Here is a 13,870-nt window from a genome sequence, read left to right as displayed (position 1 = left end):
CGTATCGCATCACCCATCCCTTTTGCTCATTCACGCGCTTAAGGCGCTATTGCTACAACAGGATGGCAGCATTCCTACCAGCGCATGGCGGCGGCGAACATCAGGGCGCGGGATTGATCCATGGCGCGGGCGGACGTCCGCACCGGGCAACAGCGCGAGGCGGGCCATGCGGGTCGACTGGAAACGCTGGCGCCGCCGCTGCATCGACAGGCGCAGATCGGCGGGGCTGGCGGGGGATGGCGCGAGTTCCATGGCGTAGATGCGCGCAGGCCGCTGCATCGATGCGGGAGACACGGGCCGGACGGACAGGCTGATCCGCAGTTTCAGCGCGAAACTGGCATGATCGGGCCAGAAGGTTTCGGCCGATGCCGGGGCGCTGAACGGCGCGATCAGCAGCGCCAGCGATGCCGTGCGCAGCGCCATCAGCGCGGCTCCATGGCGGCGACGCGGATCGGACGCATATCCGCCGGGGCGTAGCCGATCATATAGCCTGCATGGTCGGACAGGCGCGTTTCGGCCGTGCCGCCAAAGGGCACGGCGGCGTGGGCGACCGCCATGGGCGCGCCATTGCCGTCGCGCGCGAACAGCCAGTCCTTGCCGCGCTCCACCGTTTCGGCAAGGTCGCGGCGCGCATCTGCCCCGATGGCCGCCCCCTGCGCAAGGGCGCGGCGGCCGCCGCCCAGCGACGCTGTGACGAACGCCTGCCCGGCGCTGCGCCAATGGGTGAAGAAGCTGCGTATCCGGTCGGGATCGCGACCGATATTGAGGTCGCCGCCGACGATCATCGGCTGATGTGCAGGCACATGATGGCGCACGAAGGCGGTCAGCAGCGCGACCTGACGGTCGAAGGCGCGCTGAGAGCGGGCGACCGGCACGGCCGCCGCCTTGCGCGCGTTGAGATGGGTGTTCACGACCGCCACCGGCCGCGCCACGCCCGGCACGCGCAGATGCGCGATCAGCGCACCTTTATTGGCGAGGCAGTCGAACCCGGCGCAGGCAAAGGCAGGATAGGCCAGCCGGTCGATCCGTTCGATGGGATAGTCGGACAGGATCATCAGGCCGCTGCCCAGCTGTTTGGACATGGTTTCGCCCCGGTCCCATCGGGCCTGAGCCAGGAATGCCGTGTCGGCGGGTGTCTGCGCCATGGCGCTGCGCGCCTGCGCATCGGGTCCGGCGGCGACATGGGCATAGCCCGCGCGCTGGGCGAACTGGTCGGGATCGGCCAGAAAGGCTTCCTGCAACAGCACGACATGGGGCTGATGCCCGTCGCAGCGCAGCATGGCCAGCCGGTCGGCGATGCTATCGATCGCCTGCGCCCGGCCAAAGGCGACCGGCCATGGCAGGCCCATGACATTATAGGTCATGACCGACAGCGGCAGGCCGGACGATGCCGCTGTCGGACGATCAGCGGGTGCGCGCATCGTTGGCGCACGCATGGTCGGCGCACTGGCACTGGGCGCGCTGGCAGCCAGCAAGGCTGTCAGGCTCGCAAAGAAAATGGCGCGCGCTGGCTTTGACATGTTCATACCCCTGCCTTGGCGTAATAGCCGCGTCGTGGGTCATGCCGATGTCCGCGCCATGGCGGATCGGTTAAGATTGCAAGTCAGTTTTCGTCACCCCAATGACGCAGGACCGTCATGATTGGGCTTTGGCATTTTATCGGAGCCTTGACGTTTACCGGGGGCGATGGCCCTTGCGCCATTTGGTGTAGAGATGCCGCGCCAGCATCATGGGCGGCATGCGCAGCCAGTGCGACCGGACGAAGAAGGCGAAGACCAGGGCCTTGCGCGTTTCACGGCCCCAGCCGTCCCGCGCCATCAGCCGCGCCCGGACCAGCCGGTCCCACAGCGTCAGCCGCGCGCCATCGCCGTAAATGGCGTCCGCCAGTCGCCGCGCCTGTCGCACATGGGCGCGCAGGCCATGATGCGCGGCGCGGGCATCCAGCGCGGCAGGCTCTGCATCGGGGAGCAGGCAATATATGTCCCACAGGTTGCGCAGGCCGCCCTGCATGTCGCCATCGGCCAGCATATGGGCGACCGAATGAACGATACGGTCTTCGGTCGAGAGGATATATAATCCATCGGTTATCGGAACGGCATTGGCGATCATGGCCGCCGCATCCGGCGTTTGCCGCGCGGTCAGCGGCAGGACGGTGTGGTGCACGTCGATCATCCGGTCGCGTTCGACATGGATCATCGGCGGCAGTTCATGCATCCATTGCCGATAATAGGCGTCGTCATAGGCGTCTTCCTTCACCCATTCCCACCCGGCCGCGATCAGCGCGCGTTCGACCACGGGCATGGCATCACGCGACACCAATATGTCGAGATCCCCGACAAAGCGCCCCTGCCCCGCGCGCAGACCCGCAGCGACATAGGCCGTGCCTTTCAGCAGCAGCACGGTAATGCCCAGCCCGGCCAGCGCCTGTGCCGCGCGATCCGCTTCCCACAGGGCCTGCTGCCCTTCGCGGGCGCTGTCATGGCGGGCGTCGGCCAGTATCAGGCGCACGGCATCGGGCTGGGCGACGCCATCCAGCCGCCAGGCCAGCGTGCCCACCAGCCGTTCCGCCTTTGCCGCGGCAAGCAGGCGGTTCCAGCCATCGGCATCGAGCGCAGCGGCCGACGCGGGATCGCGCAGCGTGCGGACCAGCAGCGCCGCGCTCATGCCAGTTCGTCCCACAGGCGGTCGACCATGGCGAAGGCTTCGTCTCCCGACGAAAAGTCGATGGCGCGGGCGGGCACCCGCTGCACGAAACGGGTGAGGCCGTGGAAGGCCGCCGCGCCCAGCGTCACATAATTGGTCGACGCCTGAGTCAGGCGCATGAAGATTTCACCCTGCCCCAGATTGCGGACGTCCGCCGCATGGCCAAAGCGCGGGAAGAGCAGCAGCGCGGGCATCCCGCCCCGATCCATCTGCGCCACCGCATCGGCACGGGGCACCATGTGGCGGATGTCCCCCTTTGCCGTGGCGGCGAGCAGCGGCCCCATCCGCGCTTCGCCCACGGCGTCGCGCACGACATCAATGGCCCGGTTCTTCAGGCTGACGAGGCGGGGAAAGGGCAGGATCGCGCCACTGTCGCAATCGAGCAGCGCGAATTCATCGCCCATGAAGCGCCAGCCGCGTTCACCCAGCAGCGCCGACAGGGTCGATTTGCCGGACCCAGATTCGCCGGTCATTACCAGCACGCGACCATCCTTTTCGACGCTGGAGGCATGGAGCAGAAGGTGCCGCCGCCACCCCAGCGCCATTTGCAGGTTCATGCCCATTTCGGCGGCCAGCAGGCCGTGCGACAGGCTCATGGGTGCGGCGTCGGCCAGCCCATGGTCGCCGGTGATGAAGATGGACGGCCGGACATGGCGGCGCAGCGCGCTGGTGGGCTGAAGACGCACGGTGAAGTCGGCGACCTGCCCCCCGACATCGGGATAGGCGGCGTAGAGCCGGGCAAGCTGCGCGACGGGTTGCGGCCAGGCGGAACCGATGCGGAAAGTCGCCGGGCCGATGCGCAGGGTGATGGCGTGCTTCATGCCGTGCGCACCAGCCCCAGCAGGACTAGCGCGTCCAGATGCGCGCCGATTTCCGCGACGGCATTCTGCACCGGTCCCAGATCATAATCGCGGGCGAGCCGGTCGTGCATCGCCTGTGCCGTGACCGGCGCGCCATCGGCCATGCGATCCCAGATTTCGGGAACCGGGCTGATGACCATATGCGTCTGGCCGGAACGATGATGGTAGAAAAGGGTCAGATCGTCGAGGACGCAGGCATCCACCCTGTCCGTCGCATCCCGGCGATAGGCCTGCATGTCGTTCAAAATCGGCACCCCAATGGCTGTCCGCATCGCTGTAGCGCGAAAGACGTAGCCAAGTGCCTAACGCATCAGGACAGGACTGGCGATGGAGCAGGTTGGGCGATCTGTGCGCCCAGCAGCCGTTCGAAAGCGTGGAGATAGCGATCGAGCGCGAAATCGACGCGGTGGTCGGCGACGGCGGCGGCGCGAAGCCGCGCGGGTGCGGGGCGGCGCATCACCCGTTCGATGGCGCGGGCAAAGGCGGACGCGTCACCGACCGGGGTCACCGGATGCTGTCCGCCCGCCGCCAGCAACGGGCGGACATTGGGGGTGCAATCGGTCGCAACGACATCCGCGCCGCAAGCCATCGCTTCGATCAGAGTGGCGCATAATCCTTCCCAGCGGGACGGTTGCAGCAACAGGTCCGCCCGCGCCATCAACGTGGCAAGGCGATCGGGGCAGCCGACATAGCCGGTGAAATCGACCCGGTCGGCGATGCCGAGCGCGACGCAGCGCCGTTCCAGATCGGCGCGCAACGGCCCCTGCCCCGCTATCGTCAGGCGCCAGTCGCGATGATCGAGCTGTGCGAGCGCGTCGAGGGCGGTCGCCTGATCCTTTTGCGCGGTCAGTCGTCCGACCATCAGCAACCGCCAGGGGTCGCCCGGGCATCGGTCGGCGCGCGATATGCAGGCGCGATCCATCGCGTCGGTCACGGTGGGGCGCGGGAGCAGGCGGACGTCGCCGCACTGGCTCAACAGGGCGCGGTCATGTTCGCCCATCACGATCGTCAGGTCGCTGAGCCGCGCTATGGCGCGAAAGCGCATCAGCCGCGCCCATGCGCCCGCGCCCTGCTGACCGGGGCGGACGATGGGGTTGGAAATCCGGCTGACGGCGCGGGTGGGCGTACCGAGCGCCGCCAGAGCGACCAGCATGTTGCTCTGATTACCCGCCGAATAGAGGATGTCGGGGCGATAGTGCCGCACCATGCGCGACAGCGCGGGGCATTGCGCGATCATCGAGAGGCGGCGCGCGCCATCGGGCGCGGGCACGATCCGCACCGGCACGTCCGGGTCGATCAGATGGGCGGCCGGGCCGTCGCGGCGCGCCATCCACAATTCGACATCGACGCCACGATGCAGCAGATGGTTGGCAAGGAGGATGGCGACACGATCAAGCCCGCCGTCGCCGGGCTGGTACAGATAGACCGCCACCGAAATATCACGCGCTGCCTTGCGGCGGAACTGCGCCATCGCCATGCCCTTTGCCCAGGATCGAACCGATACAGGTTCGACGTCCCGAACACGGACGAACCGTATCCGTTCATATCATTGCGACGGACGGTGGGCTTTGCGCGGTTCAGCGCGGCATTTGCAGCGATGCGTAGCAGGTAAAGCCGCTGGTCCCGCGTTGCAGGCGACGGATATAGTTCAGATAGGCCTGGTTCTGATCATAGCTGGTGCCGGGCAGCGGACGACCGCGCAGCGCCTGTTTCACCTGTTCGCCGGTGAAGGGGCGGCCAGCGCCAGGAAAGGCGCCGGGCGTGCCCGACGGCACCAGCTGGCCATTGGGGGCGACGAAATTGCCGGAACGCCCCTGATCGGGCACCGGAATGGTGCAGTTGAGCACGGACGCGGCGGTATTGGCGAGCGCCGGGCGAATCGACACGATGGCCGATGCCGCGACCGCGCCGCCCATCAGCAGCTGACGGCGCGAGGGCTTGGCGAGCGAAGATGCCTGCGCATCCGTCGCTTCATGGGCCTGTTCGCCATCCTGACCGGGTTTCGGTTCGCTCATATCCGTCATCATCCGCTCATCACGCTTGTCAAAGCGTAAAGATTGCACGCTATTAGAACCGCCATCGCAGCAATTGCGCGACAAATCCAGTACGGTAACCATGAATCGACTGACCATATCCCAGATTACCGCCTCCCTCGCCATGCTGTTGCTGGGCACCGGGGGGGCATTGTTGCTGGGCGCTTCGCCCATCGCCATCGCCCTGCCGATATTGGCGGGGCTGATCGTGCTGCTGATCTGCGCCGAGGGGATCGCCCAGCGGACGGAACCGGCCGTGATGGTTCAGGATGCCAACGACCTGACCATCCATCCCGATTTCGTCAGCCTGCTGGAGGGCATATCCGATCCGCTGATGCTGGTGGAGCGCAGCCGGATCGTGCGGGCGAACCGGGCGGCGCAACGATTGCTGGGCACGCATATAGAGGGGGAGGATGCGCGCATCGCCATCCGCCACCCCGCCGCCGCCGAACGGCTGACCAGCCATGCGCCGCTGGCCGAACCGGTGATGGTGGAACTGGTGGGTCTGGGCGCGCGGGACCAGCGGTGGCAGATGCGGATCGCCCCGGTGGGTCAGGTCGCCGACATGCGCCGCCTCGTCCATCTGGTCGACCATAGCGGCACCCATGCGGCCGAACGGATGCGCGTCGATTTCGTCGCCAATGCCAGCCACGAACTGCGCACGCCGCTGGCCGGGATATTGGGATTCATCGAAACGCTGGCCGACCCGGAACTGGGCAAGGACAAGGAAACCCGCCAGCGATTCCTGAAGATCATGGATGGCGAAGCGCGGCGGATGCAGCGGTTGATCGACGACCTGATTTCCCTGAGCCGGATCGAGGCGGAAAAATATCGCGTGCCCGACACGCTGGTCGACATGTCCGAACTGGCCGCCGAAGTGGTCGGCGTGTTCCGGTCCAGCCATGGCGAGCGCGGGCGCGAGGTGGAGATGGAGATCGCCCCCCAATTGCCCAGCGTTCAGGGCGACCGCGCGCAATTGTCGCAACTGCTGCACAATCTGATCGGCAATTCGGTCAAATATGGCCGCCCCGGCACGCCGATCCACGTTACCCTGAGCGAAGGGCCGAGTGGCATGACGCGCCTGACCGTGGCGGATGAGGGCGAAGGCATCGGTCCCGATCACCTGCCCCGCCTGACCGAGCGATTCTATCGCGTCGATTCGGGGCGCAGCCGGGCGATGGGCGGCACCGGCCTGGGCCTTGCCATCGTCAAACATATCGTGGAGCGGCATCGTGGCCGGTTCGACATCGCCAGCACATTGGGCAAGGGCACGACCATCACGGTTTTGCTGCCCCCTCCGGTCGAAGAAGCACCGAATAAAAATGACGAGAAAAAGCGTCCGTCCGCGCTTTCGGGCACGGTGTCATAAAAACGCAACCTGACTGTCACAAAGGCGCGATGGTCCGCGACTAGGGCGCTTCCCAGAAGGGGGCGGCGACATGCGAATCGCGGCCTCAGCCCTATGGAGGTTTCCGTGAAGAAGTTCGCCCTGCTCGCCGCCACGACCGTGAGCCTTGTCAGCCTTGCCGCGTGCGGCGACCAGTCCGGTGGCGCGAGCGCGACCCGCGACCAGATCCGCGCGGTGGGTTCGTCCACCGTCTATCCCTTCGCCACCGCAGTCGCCGAACTGTTCGTTCAGGGCAATGCGGGCATGAAGTCGCCGATCATCGAATCGACCGGCACCGGCGGCGGCATGAAGCTGTTCTGCGCGGGCGTGGGCGCGCAGCATCCCGACATCGCCGATGCATCGCGCCGCATGAAGAAGGCCGAGTTCGAACAGTGCGCCGCCAATGGCGTAAAGGACATCATCGAAATTCAGGTCGGCGTCGACGGTCTGGCCTTTGCCGAATCGAAACAGGGTCCGGGCCTGAAACTGACGCCCAAGATCGTCTATGAAGCGCTGGCCGCCAATCCGTATGGCAAGGGGCCGAACAAGGCGCAGACGTGGAAGGATGTCGACCCCAGCCTGCCCGCGATCGCCATTTCCGTCTTCGGTCCGCCCTCGACCAGCGGCACCCGCGATTCGCTCGCCGAACTGATCCTGGAAAAGGGTTGCCAGAGCGATGAAGCGATGAAGGCGCTGAAGGAAAAGAACGAAGACGAATATAAGGCGACCTGCACCCGCATTCGCGAAGACGGCAAATATGTCGATTCCGGCGAAAACGACAATCTGATCGTGCAGAAGCTGGGCGCGAACCCCAATGCGGTCGGCGTGTTCGGCTACAGCTTCCTTGAAGAAAACAAGGACACGCTGAAGGATGTGCCGATCAACGGCGTCGAAGCGACCTATGCAACCGTGTCGACCGGCGAATATCCGGGCGCCCGCCCCCTCTACATCTACGTCAAGAAGGCGCATATGGCGGCCATCCCCGGCCTTCAGGGCTTCCTGAACGCCTTCGCCGCCAACTGGAACCCCGACGGCGTGCTGACCAAGCGCGGCATGGTCGCGGCGCCCGAAGATGTGCGCAAGAGGAGCGCCGAAACGGTCAAGTCGCTGACCGTGCTCGACGGTTCGCAGCTGAAGTAAGGACGACATGACCGGACCTGCAATCCTCCTGCTGCTGGCGGGCCTGGGCGCAATCGCCTGGGTCAGCGCCCGCGCCCGTGCGCTGCGCCTGCAAAATGCAGCGCGGGCCACCGGGCGGCGCGACGCCGTTCACAGCCTGCCGGGCTATCATGGCTGGTATGTCGCGCTGTGGACTCTGGTTCCGGCCGCGATCTTCCTCGTCATCTGGGCCAATGTCGCGCCGGGCCTCGTCACGCAGAGCGTGCTGGCGGACCCGGCGGCACAGCGCCTGCCCGCCGATGCCTTTTCCCGGTCCGCCATCCTTGGCGAGGCACGGGCGATCGCCAGCGGCGGTCAGGCAGGGGCGTTCAACCCCCTGTCGCAGGCTCTGGTCGGACCCTATGCGCAGGCGCTCGACAAATATGGCATTGCGGGCGCCGTGCTGGCGCTGGTGCTGGCTTTTGCGGGCGGCGCCTATGCCTTTACCCGCATCCGCCCCGATTTCCGGGCGCGTACACGGGTCGAGCGACTGGTGATGGCCAGCCTGCTGATCGCATCGCTGATCGCGATCATCACCACGCTGGGCATCGTCGCGTCGCTGCTGTGGGAAAGCTTCCGCTTCTTTTCGATGGTCAATCCCATCGATTTCCTGTTCGGCCTGAAATGGTCGCCGCAATCGGCCGCCATGGGATATGGCAATGACGATGCGTTCGGCGCGGTCCCGCTGTTCTGGGGCACCATCTTCATCGGCGCGATCATCGCCATGATCGTGGCGATCCCGCTGGGCCTGATGAGCGCCATCTACCTGACCCAATATGCCAGCCCGACCGTCCGCAAATGGATGAAGCCGACGCTGGAGATGCTCGCGGGCGTGCCGACCGTGGTCTATGGCTATTTCGCCGCGCTCACCATCGCCCCTGCCCTGCGCGATCTGGCCGCAGCCATCGGCATTCATGGCGCCAGTTCCGAAAGCGCGCTGGCCGCCGGCCTCGTCATGGGCGTGATGATCATCCCGTTCGTATCGTCCATGGCCGACGACAGCATCGCGGCCGTGCCGCAATCGATGCGCGACGGCAGCCTGGCGATGGGCGCGACGACCAGCGAGACGATCACCCGCGTCCTCATCCCCGCCGCCCTGCCCGGCGTCGTGGGCGGCGTGCTGCTGGCCGTCAGCCGCGCCATCGGCGAAACGATGATCGTGGTGATGGCCGCTGGCCTTGCCGCGAACCTGACCGCCAATCCCTTTGCCAGCGTGACCACCGTCACCACCCAGATCGTCCAGTTGCTGACCGGCGATCAGGAATTCGACAGCGCCAAGACGCTGGCGGCCTTCGCGCTGGGGCTGGTGCTGTTCATCGTCACGCTGCTGCTCAACATCGTGGCCCTGCGGGTCGTGAAGAAATATCGCGAGGCATACGAATGAGTGCGACACGCAACCCCACCGACTGGAAGTCGGAGACGATGCGCAGGCGCATCGCCGGGCGTTATGCCGCCGAACGCCGGTTCAAGATGGCAGGGCTGTTCGCCGTGCTGCTGTCCGCCGCGTTTCTGGGCTTTCTGCTGATTACGATGATGGGCAATGGCCTGCGCGGCTTTACCCGGACCGAGATTGCGCTGAAGGTCGATTTCCCGGCTTCGCCGCTGCTGCTGGACCCCAACGCCATCACCGACGAAGCGCTGGTGAACGCCAATCTGCCGATGGTGACCGACACGGTCGCGAAGGCGGCGCTGGGCGATAAGGCCGATGCGCTGTTGTCGCCGACCGCGTGGATCAGCATCCGCGACGCGATCAAGGCCGATCCCAAGATATTGAGCCGCACCGAAACGATCCGCGTCCCCGCCTCCACCGGCCTCGACCTCGCCGCCAAGGACAAGGGTTCGCCGGAGATGGAAGCGGCGGTCGACCGGCTGAAGCAGCAGGGCGTGCTGTCCACCGGGTTCAACATGGGCTTCCTGACCGCCAGCGACGGCACCGATCCGACGCAGGTCGGCATATGGGGCGCGTTCAAGGGATCGTTGCTGACGATGCTGGTGACGCTGGTGCTGAGCTTCCCCATCGGCGTCGCCACGGCCCTGTACCTGGAGGAATATGCCCGCAAGAACTGGCTGACCGACATTATCGAGGTGTCGATCAACAATCTGGCGGCGGTGCCTTCGATCATCTTCGGCCTGCTGGGCCTGTCGATCTTCCTCAACCTGCTGCACCTGCCGCGATCCGCCGCGCTGGTCGGCGGCATGACGCTGGCGCTGATGACGATGCCCGTCATCGTCATCGCCGGGCGCAACGCCATCAAATCCGTGCCGCCCAGCATTCGCGACGCGGCGCTGGGCATCGGGGCCAGCCCGGTGCAGGTCGTGTTCCAGCATGTCCTGCCGCTCGCTTTGCCCGGGATCCTGACCGGCACCATCATCGGCATGGCGCGCGCGCTGGGCGAAACCGCGCCGCTGCTGATGATCGGCATGCGCGCCTTCATCGCGACGCCGCCGGGCGGCATCGTCGATCCCGCGACCGTCCTGCCGGTGCAGATTTTCCTGTGGTCCGACGAAGTGTCGAAGGGCTTCGTGGAAAAGACCTCTGCCGCGATCATCGTGCTGCTGGTGTTCCTGCTCGCGATGAACGGCCTCGCCATCTACCTGCGCAACAAGTTTGAAAAACGGTGGTAATGACACCCATGACCGAAGAACAAATCAACCTGGCCATTGCCGACCCCAAGATGACCGCGCGTGACGTCAAGGTCTTCTATGGCGAAAAGCAGGCGATCAAGGGCGTGTCGATCGATGTCGGCATGGATCATGTCACCGCCTTCATCGGCCCGTCGGGCTGTGGCAAGTCGACTTTCCTGCGCACGCTCAACCGCATGAACGACACCGTCGCGTCGGCGCGGGTCGAAGGCCAGATCACGCTGGACGGCGAGGACATCTATGCGCCGTCGATGGACGTGGTGCAGCTGCGCGCGCGGGTGGGCATGGTGTTCCAGAAACCCAACCCCTTCCCCAAGTCGATATATGAAAATATCGCCTATGGGCCGCGCATCCATGGCCTGGCCGCGTCCAAGGCGGACATGGACGTGATCGTGGAAAAATCGCTGCGCCGCGCGGGCCTGTGGGACGAAGTGAAGGACCGGCTGCATGACAGCGGCACCGCCCTGTCGGGTGGCCAGCAGCAGCGTCTGTGCATCGGCCGCGCCATCGCGGTCGAACCCGAAGTCATCCTGATGGACGAACCCTGTTCGGCGCTGGACCCGATCGCCACTGCCAAGATCGAGGAACTGATCCACGAACTGCGCGGCCGTTACGCCATCGTGATCGTGACGCATAACATGCAGCAGGCCGCCCGCGTATCGCAGCGGACCGCCTTCTTCCATCTGGGCGAACTGGTCGAATATGGCGTGACCAGCGACATCTTCACCAATCCCCGTCAGGAACGGACGAAGGATTATATCACCGGCCGCTACGGCTGATCCGGGGGAGGAACATCATGGCTGAACATACGATCAAGGCGTTTGACGAGGAAATCGACCGGCTGCGCGGGCTGATCGCCGAAATGGGCGGTCGGGCCGAAGCGGGCATCGAAAATGCCATGCTGGCGCTTCAGCGGCAGGACAAGGCACTGGCCGCGCAAGTCGTCGCCGACGACAAGCGGATCGACGCGATCGAAGCGGAAGTCGAAAAGCTGGTCATTCAGGTGATTGCGCTCCGCGCACCGATGGCCAACGACCTGCGCGACGTGATCGCCGCGCTGAAGATCGTCAGCGTCGTGGAGCGCATCGGCGATTATGCCAAGAATATCGCCAAGCGGGTGCCGATGATCGCCACCAACCGGCGCATGCTGGAACCGGTGGCATTGCTGCCGTCCATGGGGCAGGTCGCGGGCGAGATGGTGCATGATGCATTGAACGCCTTTGCCGCGCGCGACGCCGATCTGGCTCTGGCGGTGATCGAGCGCGACACGGTGGTCGATGATTTCTACAACAGCGTGTTCCGTACGCTGGTGACCTATATGGTCGAAAATCCCAAGACGATCAGCGAATGCGCGCATCTGCTGTTCGTCGCCAAGAATATCGAACGTATCGGCGACCATGCGACCAATGTCGCGGAAATGGTCTATTACGCCGCTACCGGCCAGACCCTGCCGGAACGAGAGCGCGGCCCCGACATCCAGCCGGAGGACTGATTTCATGGCGCGTGCGAAGATGCTGCTGGTCGAGGACGATGCGGCGCTGGCGGAATTGCTGATCTGGCATTTCAAGCGGGAGGATTTCGACGTCGCCCATACGGTCGATGGCGAAGAGGCGCTGTTGATGGCGCAGGAGAACACGCCCGACATCGTGCTGCTCGACTGGATGGTCGAAAGCCTGTCGGGGATCGAAGTGTGCCGCCGCCTGCGCCGGATGAACGGCACGGCCAACATTCCCATCATCATGCTGACCGCGCGCGGTGAGGAAGAGGACCGGGTGCGCGGCCTGGAAACCGGCGCCGACGATTATGTGACCAAGCCGTTCAGCCCCCGCGAACTGGTGGCGCGCGTGGGCGCGGTGCTGCGCCGGGTGCGTCCGGCGCTGGCGGGCGAAACGCTGACCTTTGCCGATGTCGAAATGGATACGGTGGGGCACAAGGTGCGCCGCGGCGGTCAGGTGATCCCGCTGGGCCCGACCGAATTCCGCCTGCTCAAGCATTTTCTGGAGCATCCCGGCTGGGTCTTCTCCCGCGAGCGGCTGCTCGACAGCGTGTGGGGTCAGGACAGCGACATCGAATTGCGCACCGTCGACGTCCATATCCGCCGGCTGCGCAAGGCGATCAACGCGGACGGGCAATATCAGGACATCATCCGCACCGTGCGGTCGGCGGGCTATGCGCTGGATACCGAGGGGATGGGGTGAAAGCCTTTCCCCATGATCGCGGGTAAAAAGAAGCCTCTCCAAAGCGATTTGGAGAGGCTTTTTTCTGGCTTGCGTCGCCGGATCGGGTCAGGCGGCGCGGCGGGCCTTGTTCAGTTTCTTCATCAGCATGTCGCGTTTCAGGCGGGACAGGTGATCGATGAAGAGGATGCCTTCCAGATGGTCCATTTCATGCTGGAGGCAGGTGGCGAGCAGCCCTTCCAGCTGTTCTTCATGAATGCGGCCTTCGCGGTCCATCCAGCTGGCGCGGATGACGGCGGGGCGTTCCACCTCCGCAAACTGGTCGGGGACCGACAGGCAGCCTTCATTATAGACCGACAGGTCGTCCGACCCTTTGAGGATTTCGGGATTGATGAAGACCATCGGCTTTTTGACCGGCGGCGCGCCCTCTTCGTCCGATTCGGGTTCCTGAAGGTCCATGACCAGCACCCGTTTGGGCACGCCGACCTGAATGGCGGCAAGGCCGATGCCGGGCGCATCGTACATGGTTTCGAACATGTCATCGATCAGCGTTTGCAGGTCGTCATCGATCGCTTCGACAGGGGTCGAGATCGTACGCAGGCGCGGATCGGGCGCTTCGAGAATGGGACGGATTGCCATGGGCCGAACATAGGCGGAACGCGCCTGAATATCAAGCGGGCGGCGGCGGGGATGCGCCATGGCGATGCGCCCTGCTTAACTTCGCACATTTCCTGCTTAATTTGAAATTTCAGAACAAGAGCAGGACATTAGGCGGCGTGGACAAATTTAAGCCAGTATCTGGCCGTTGCGAGATGGACCATTCCAAGGAAGCTATTGGCCAGTTGATCGTATCGGGTAGCGATGGCGCGGTTGATCTTAAGGTGGCCGAACATGCGCTCGATACGGTTG

At 65.0% G+C, this 13,870-nt stretch carries 16 protein-coding genes; 7 read left to right on the top strand and 9 right to left on the bottom strand.

Annotation, left to right across the window (positions count from 1 at the left end; genetic code table 11):
• Window positions 1-30 precede the first annotated feature (30 nt).
• The 7 genes from ACOJSJ_RS06660 to ACOJSJ_RS06630 form a co-directional block, all read right to left on the bottom strand.
• Complete coding sequence (locus ACOJSJ_RS06660; protein ID WP_420144204.1) at window positions 31-423, bottom strand: hypothetical protein; 393 nt, start codon at window positions 421-423, stop codon at window positions 31-33.
• Entirely contained in the window at window positions 423-1,520 is a 1,098-nt protein-coding gene (locus tag ACOJSJ_RS06655) for an endonuclease/exonuclease/phosphatase family protein (protein ID WP_420144203.1), read from the bottom strand. The genes ACOJSJ_RS06660 and ACOJSJ_RS06655 overlap by 1 nt, the downstream gene beginning before the upstream one ends.
• Window positions 1,521-1,674: 154 nt before the next feature.
• Window positions 1,675-2,664 (bottom strand): nucleotidyltransferase family protein, encoded by a 990-nt coding sequence (locus ACOJSJ_RS06650; RefSeq protein WP_420144202.1) that lies wholly within the window; start codon window positions 2,662-2,664, stop codon window positions 1,675-1,677.
• Window positions 2,661-3,524, bottom strand: coding sequence for an HprK-related kinase A (locus ACOJSJ_RS06645; RefSeq protein WP_420144201.1), 864 nt, complete (start codon window positions 3,522-3,524; stop codon window positions 2,661-2,663). Before ACOJSJ_RS06645 ends, ACOJSJ_RS06650 begins: the two co-directional genes overlap by 4 nt.
• On the bottom strand, window positions 3,521-3,799 hold the full coding sequence (locus tag ACOJSJ_RS06640) for an HPr-rel-A system PqqD family peptide chaperone (RefSeq protein ID WP_420144241.1): 279 nt from the start codon (window positions 3,797-3,799) through the stop codon (window positions 3,521-3,523). The genes ACOJSJ_RS06645 and ACOJSJ_RS06640 overlap by 4 nt, the downstream gene beginning before the upstream one ends.
• Before the next feature lie 74 nt (window positions 3,800-3,873).
• Window positions 3,874-5,034 (bottom strand): glycosyltransferase, encoded by a 1,161-nt coding sequence (locus ACOJSJ_RS06635; protein ID WP_420144200.1) that lies wholly within the window; start codon window positions 5,032-5,034, stop codon window positions 3,874-3,876.
• A 106-nt stretch (window positions 5,035-5,140) separates the two neighbouring features.
• The gene (locus ACOJSJ_RS06630) at window positions 5,141-5,578 is read right to left on the bottom strand and encodes a hypothetical protein (protein WP_420144199.1); all 438 of its coding nucleotides are present in this window, start codon (window positions 5,576-5,578) and stop codon (window positions 5,141-5,143) included.
• A gap of 100 nt (window positions 5,579-5,678) precedes the next feature.
• On the opposite strand from ACOJSJ_RS06630, the gene ACOJSJ_RS06625 reads away from it, so the two are divergent.
• The 7 genes from ACOJSJ_RS06625 (at window position 5,679) to phoB (ending at window position 12,982) form a co-directional block, all read left to right on the top strand.
• Entirely contained in the window at window positions 5,679-6,965 is a 1,287-nt protein-coding gene (locus ACOJSJ_RS06625) for an ATP-binding protein (RefSeq protein WP_420144198.1), read from the top strand.
• Between the two features lie 93 nt (window positions 6,966-7,058).
• Window positions 7,059-8,123, top strand: a complete 1,065-nt coding sequence (locus ACOJSJ_RS06620) for a substrate-binding domain-containing protein (RefSeq protein ID WP_420144197.1) — start codon at window positions 7,059-7,061, stop codon at window positions 8,121-8,123.
• A 7-nt stretch (window positions 8,124-8,130) separates the two neighbouring features.
• Window positions 8,131-9,525 carry a phosphate ABC transporter permease subunit PstC gene (gene pstC, locus ACOJSJ_RS06615; RefSeq protein ID WP_420144196.1) on the top strand — a complete coding sequence of 465 codons (1,395 nt, stop codon included), beginning with the start codon at window positions 8,131-8,133 and terminating at the stop codon, window positions 9,523-9,525.
• A complete protein-coding gene (pstA, locus tag ACOJSJ_RS06610; protein WP_420144195.1) occupies window positions 9,522-10,766 on the top strand; it encodes a phosphate ABC transporter permease PstA in 1,245 nt (414 codons plus the stop codon). Before pstC ends, pstA begins: the two co-directional genes overlap by 4 nt.
• 8 nt (window positions 10,767-10,774) lie before the next feature.
• Complete coding sequence (gene pstB, locus ACOJSJ_RS06605; protein ID WP_420144194.1) at window positions 10,775-11,563, top strand: phosphate ABC transporter ATP-binding protein PstB; 789 nt, start codon at window positions 10,775-10,777, stop codon at window positions 11,561-11,563.
• A gap of 17 nt (window positions 11,564-11,580) precedes the next feature.
• On the top strand, window positions 11,581-12,276 hold the full coding sequence (phoU, locus tag ACOJSJ_RS06600; protein WP_420144193.1) for a phosphate signaling complex protein PhoU: 696 nt from the start codon (window positions 11,581-11,583) through the stop codon (window positions 12,274-12,276).
• 4 nt (window positions 12,277-12,280) lie between these two features.
• A complete protein-coding gene (phoB, locus tag ACOJSJ_RS06595; protein ID WP_420144192.1) occupies window positions 12,281-12,982 on the top strand; it encodes a phosphate regulon transcriptional regulator PhoB in 702 nt (233 codons plus the stop codon).
• A gap of 87 nt (window positions 12,983-13,069) precedes the next feature.
• On the opposite strand, the gene def is transcribed toward phoB, so the two are convergent.
• Together def and ACOJSJ_RS06585 are read right to left on the bottom strand one after the other, a co-directional pair.
• Window positions 13,070-13,600: a peptide deformylase gene (def, locus tag ACOJSJ_RS06590; protein ID WP_420144240.1), complete on the bottom strand. Its 531-nt coding sequence runs from the start codon at window positions 13,598-13,600 to the stop codon at window positions 13,070-13,072.
• A 128-nt stretch (window positions 13,601-13,728) separates the two neighbouring features.
• The gene (locus tag ACOJSJ_RS06585) at window positions 13,729-13,863 is read right to left on the bottom strand and encodes a hypothetical protein (RefSeq protein WP_420144239.1); all 135 of its coding nucleotides are present in this window, start codon (window positions 13,861-13,863) and stop codon (window positions 13,729-13,731) included.
• Window positions 13,864-13,870: the final 7 nt, after the last annotated feature.

The organism is Sphingobium sp. (assembly GCF_048594625.1).
Taxonomy (GTDB): Bacteria; Pseudomonadota; Alphaproteobacteria; order Sphingomonadales; family Sphingomonadaceae; genus Sphingobium.
The sequence above is the reverse complement of the archived record's forward strand: the minus strand, read 5'-3'. Positions and strand labels throughout refer to the sequence as shown.

Bases quoted from the DNA above. Each gene is read 5' to 3' on its own strand.
- pstA (WP_420144195.1), top strand. From the start codon at position 9,522: ATGAGTGCGACACGCAACCCCACCGACTGGAAGTCGGAGACGATGCGC.
- phoU (WP_420144193.1), top strand. From the start codon at position 11,581: ATGGCTGAACATACGATCAAGGCGTTTGACGAGGAAATCGACCGGCTG.
- ACOJSJ_RS06620 (WP_420144197.1), top strand. From the start codon at position 7,059: ATGGAGGTTTCCGTGAAGAAGTTCGCCCTGCTCGCCGCCACGACCGTG.
- ACOJSJ_RS06630 (WP_420144199.1), bottom strand. From the start codon at position 5,578: ATGAGCGAACCGAAACCCGGTCAGGATGGCGAACAGGCCCATGAAGCG.
- ACOJSJ_RS06655 (WP_420144203.1), bottom strand. From the start codon at position 1,520: ATGTCAAAGCCAGCGCGCGCCATTTTCTTTGCGAGCCTGACAGCCTTG.
- ACOJSJ_RS06640 (WP_420144241.1), bottom strand. From the start codon at position 3,799: ATGCAGGCCTATCGCCGGGATGCGACGGACAGGGTGGATGCCTGCGTC.
- phoB (WP_420144192.1), top strand. From the start codon at position 12,281: ATGGCGCGTGCGAAGATGCTGCTGGTCGAGGACGATGCGGCGCTGGCG.
- def (WP_420144240.1), bottom strand. From the start codon at position 13,600: ATGGCAATCCGTCCCATTCTCGAAGCGCCCGATCCGCGCCTGCGTACG.
- pstB (WP_420144194.1), top strand. From the start codon at position 10,775: ATGACCGAAGAACAAATCAACCTGGCCATTGCCGACCCCAAGATGACC.
- pstC (WP_420144196.1), top strand. From the start codon at position 8,131: ATGACCGGACCTGCAATCCTCCTGCTGCTGGCGGGCCTGGGCGCAATC.
- ACOJSJ_RS06650 (WP_420144202.1), bottom strand. From the start codon at position 2,664: ATGAGCGCGGCGCTGCTGGTCCGCACGCTGCGCGATCCCGCGTCGGCC.
- ACOJSJ_RS06625 (WP_420144198.1), top strand. From the start codon at position 5,679: ATGAATCGACTGACCATATCCCAGATTACCGCCTCCCTCGCCATGCTG.
- ACOJSJ_RS06635 (WP_420144200.1), bottom strand. From the start codon at position 5,034: ATGGCGCAGTTCCGCCGCAAGGCAGCGCGTGATATTTCGGTGGCGGTC.
- ACOJSJ_RS06660 (WP_420144204.1), bottom strand. From the start codon at position 423: ATGGCGCTGCGCACGGCATCGCTGGCGCTGCTGATCGCGCCGTTCAGC.
- ACOJSJ_RS06645 (WP_420144201.1), bottom strand. From the start codon at position 3,524: ATGAAGCACGCCATCACCCTGCGCATCGGCCCGGCGACTTTCCGCATC.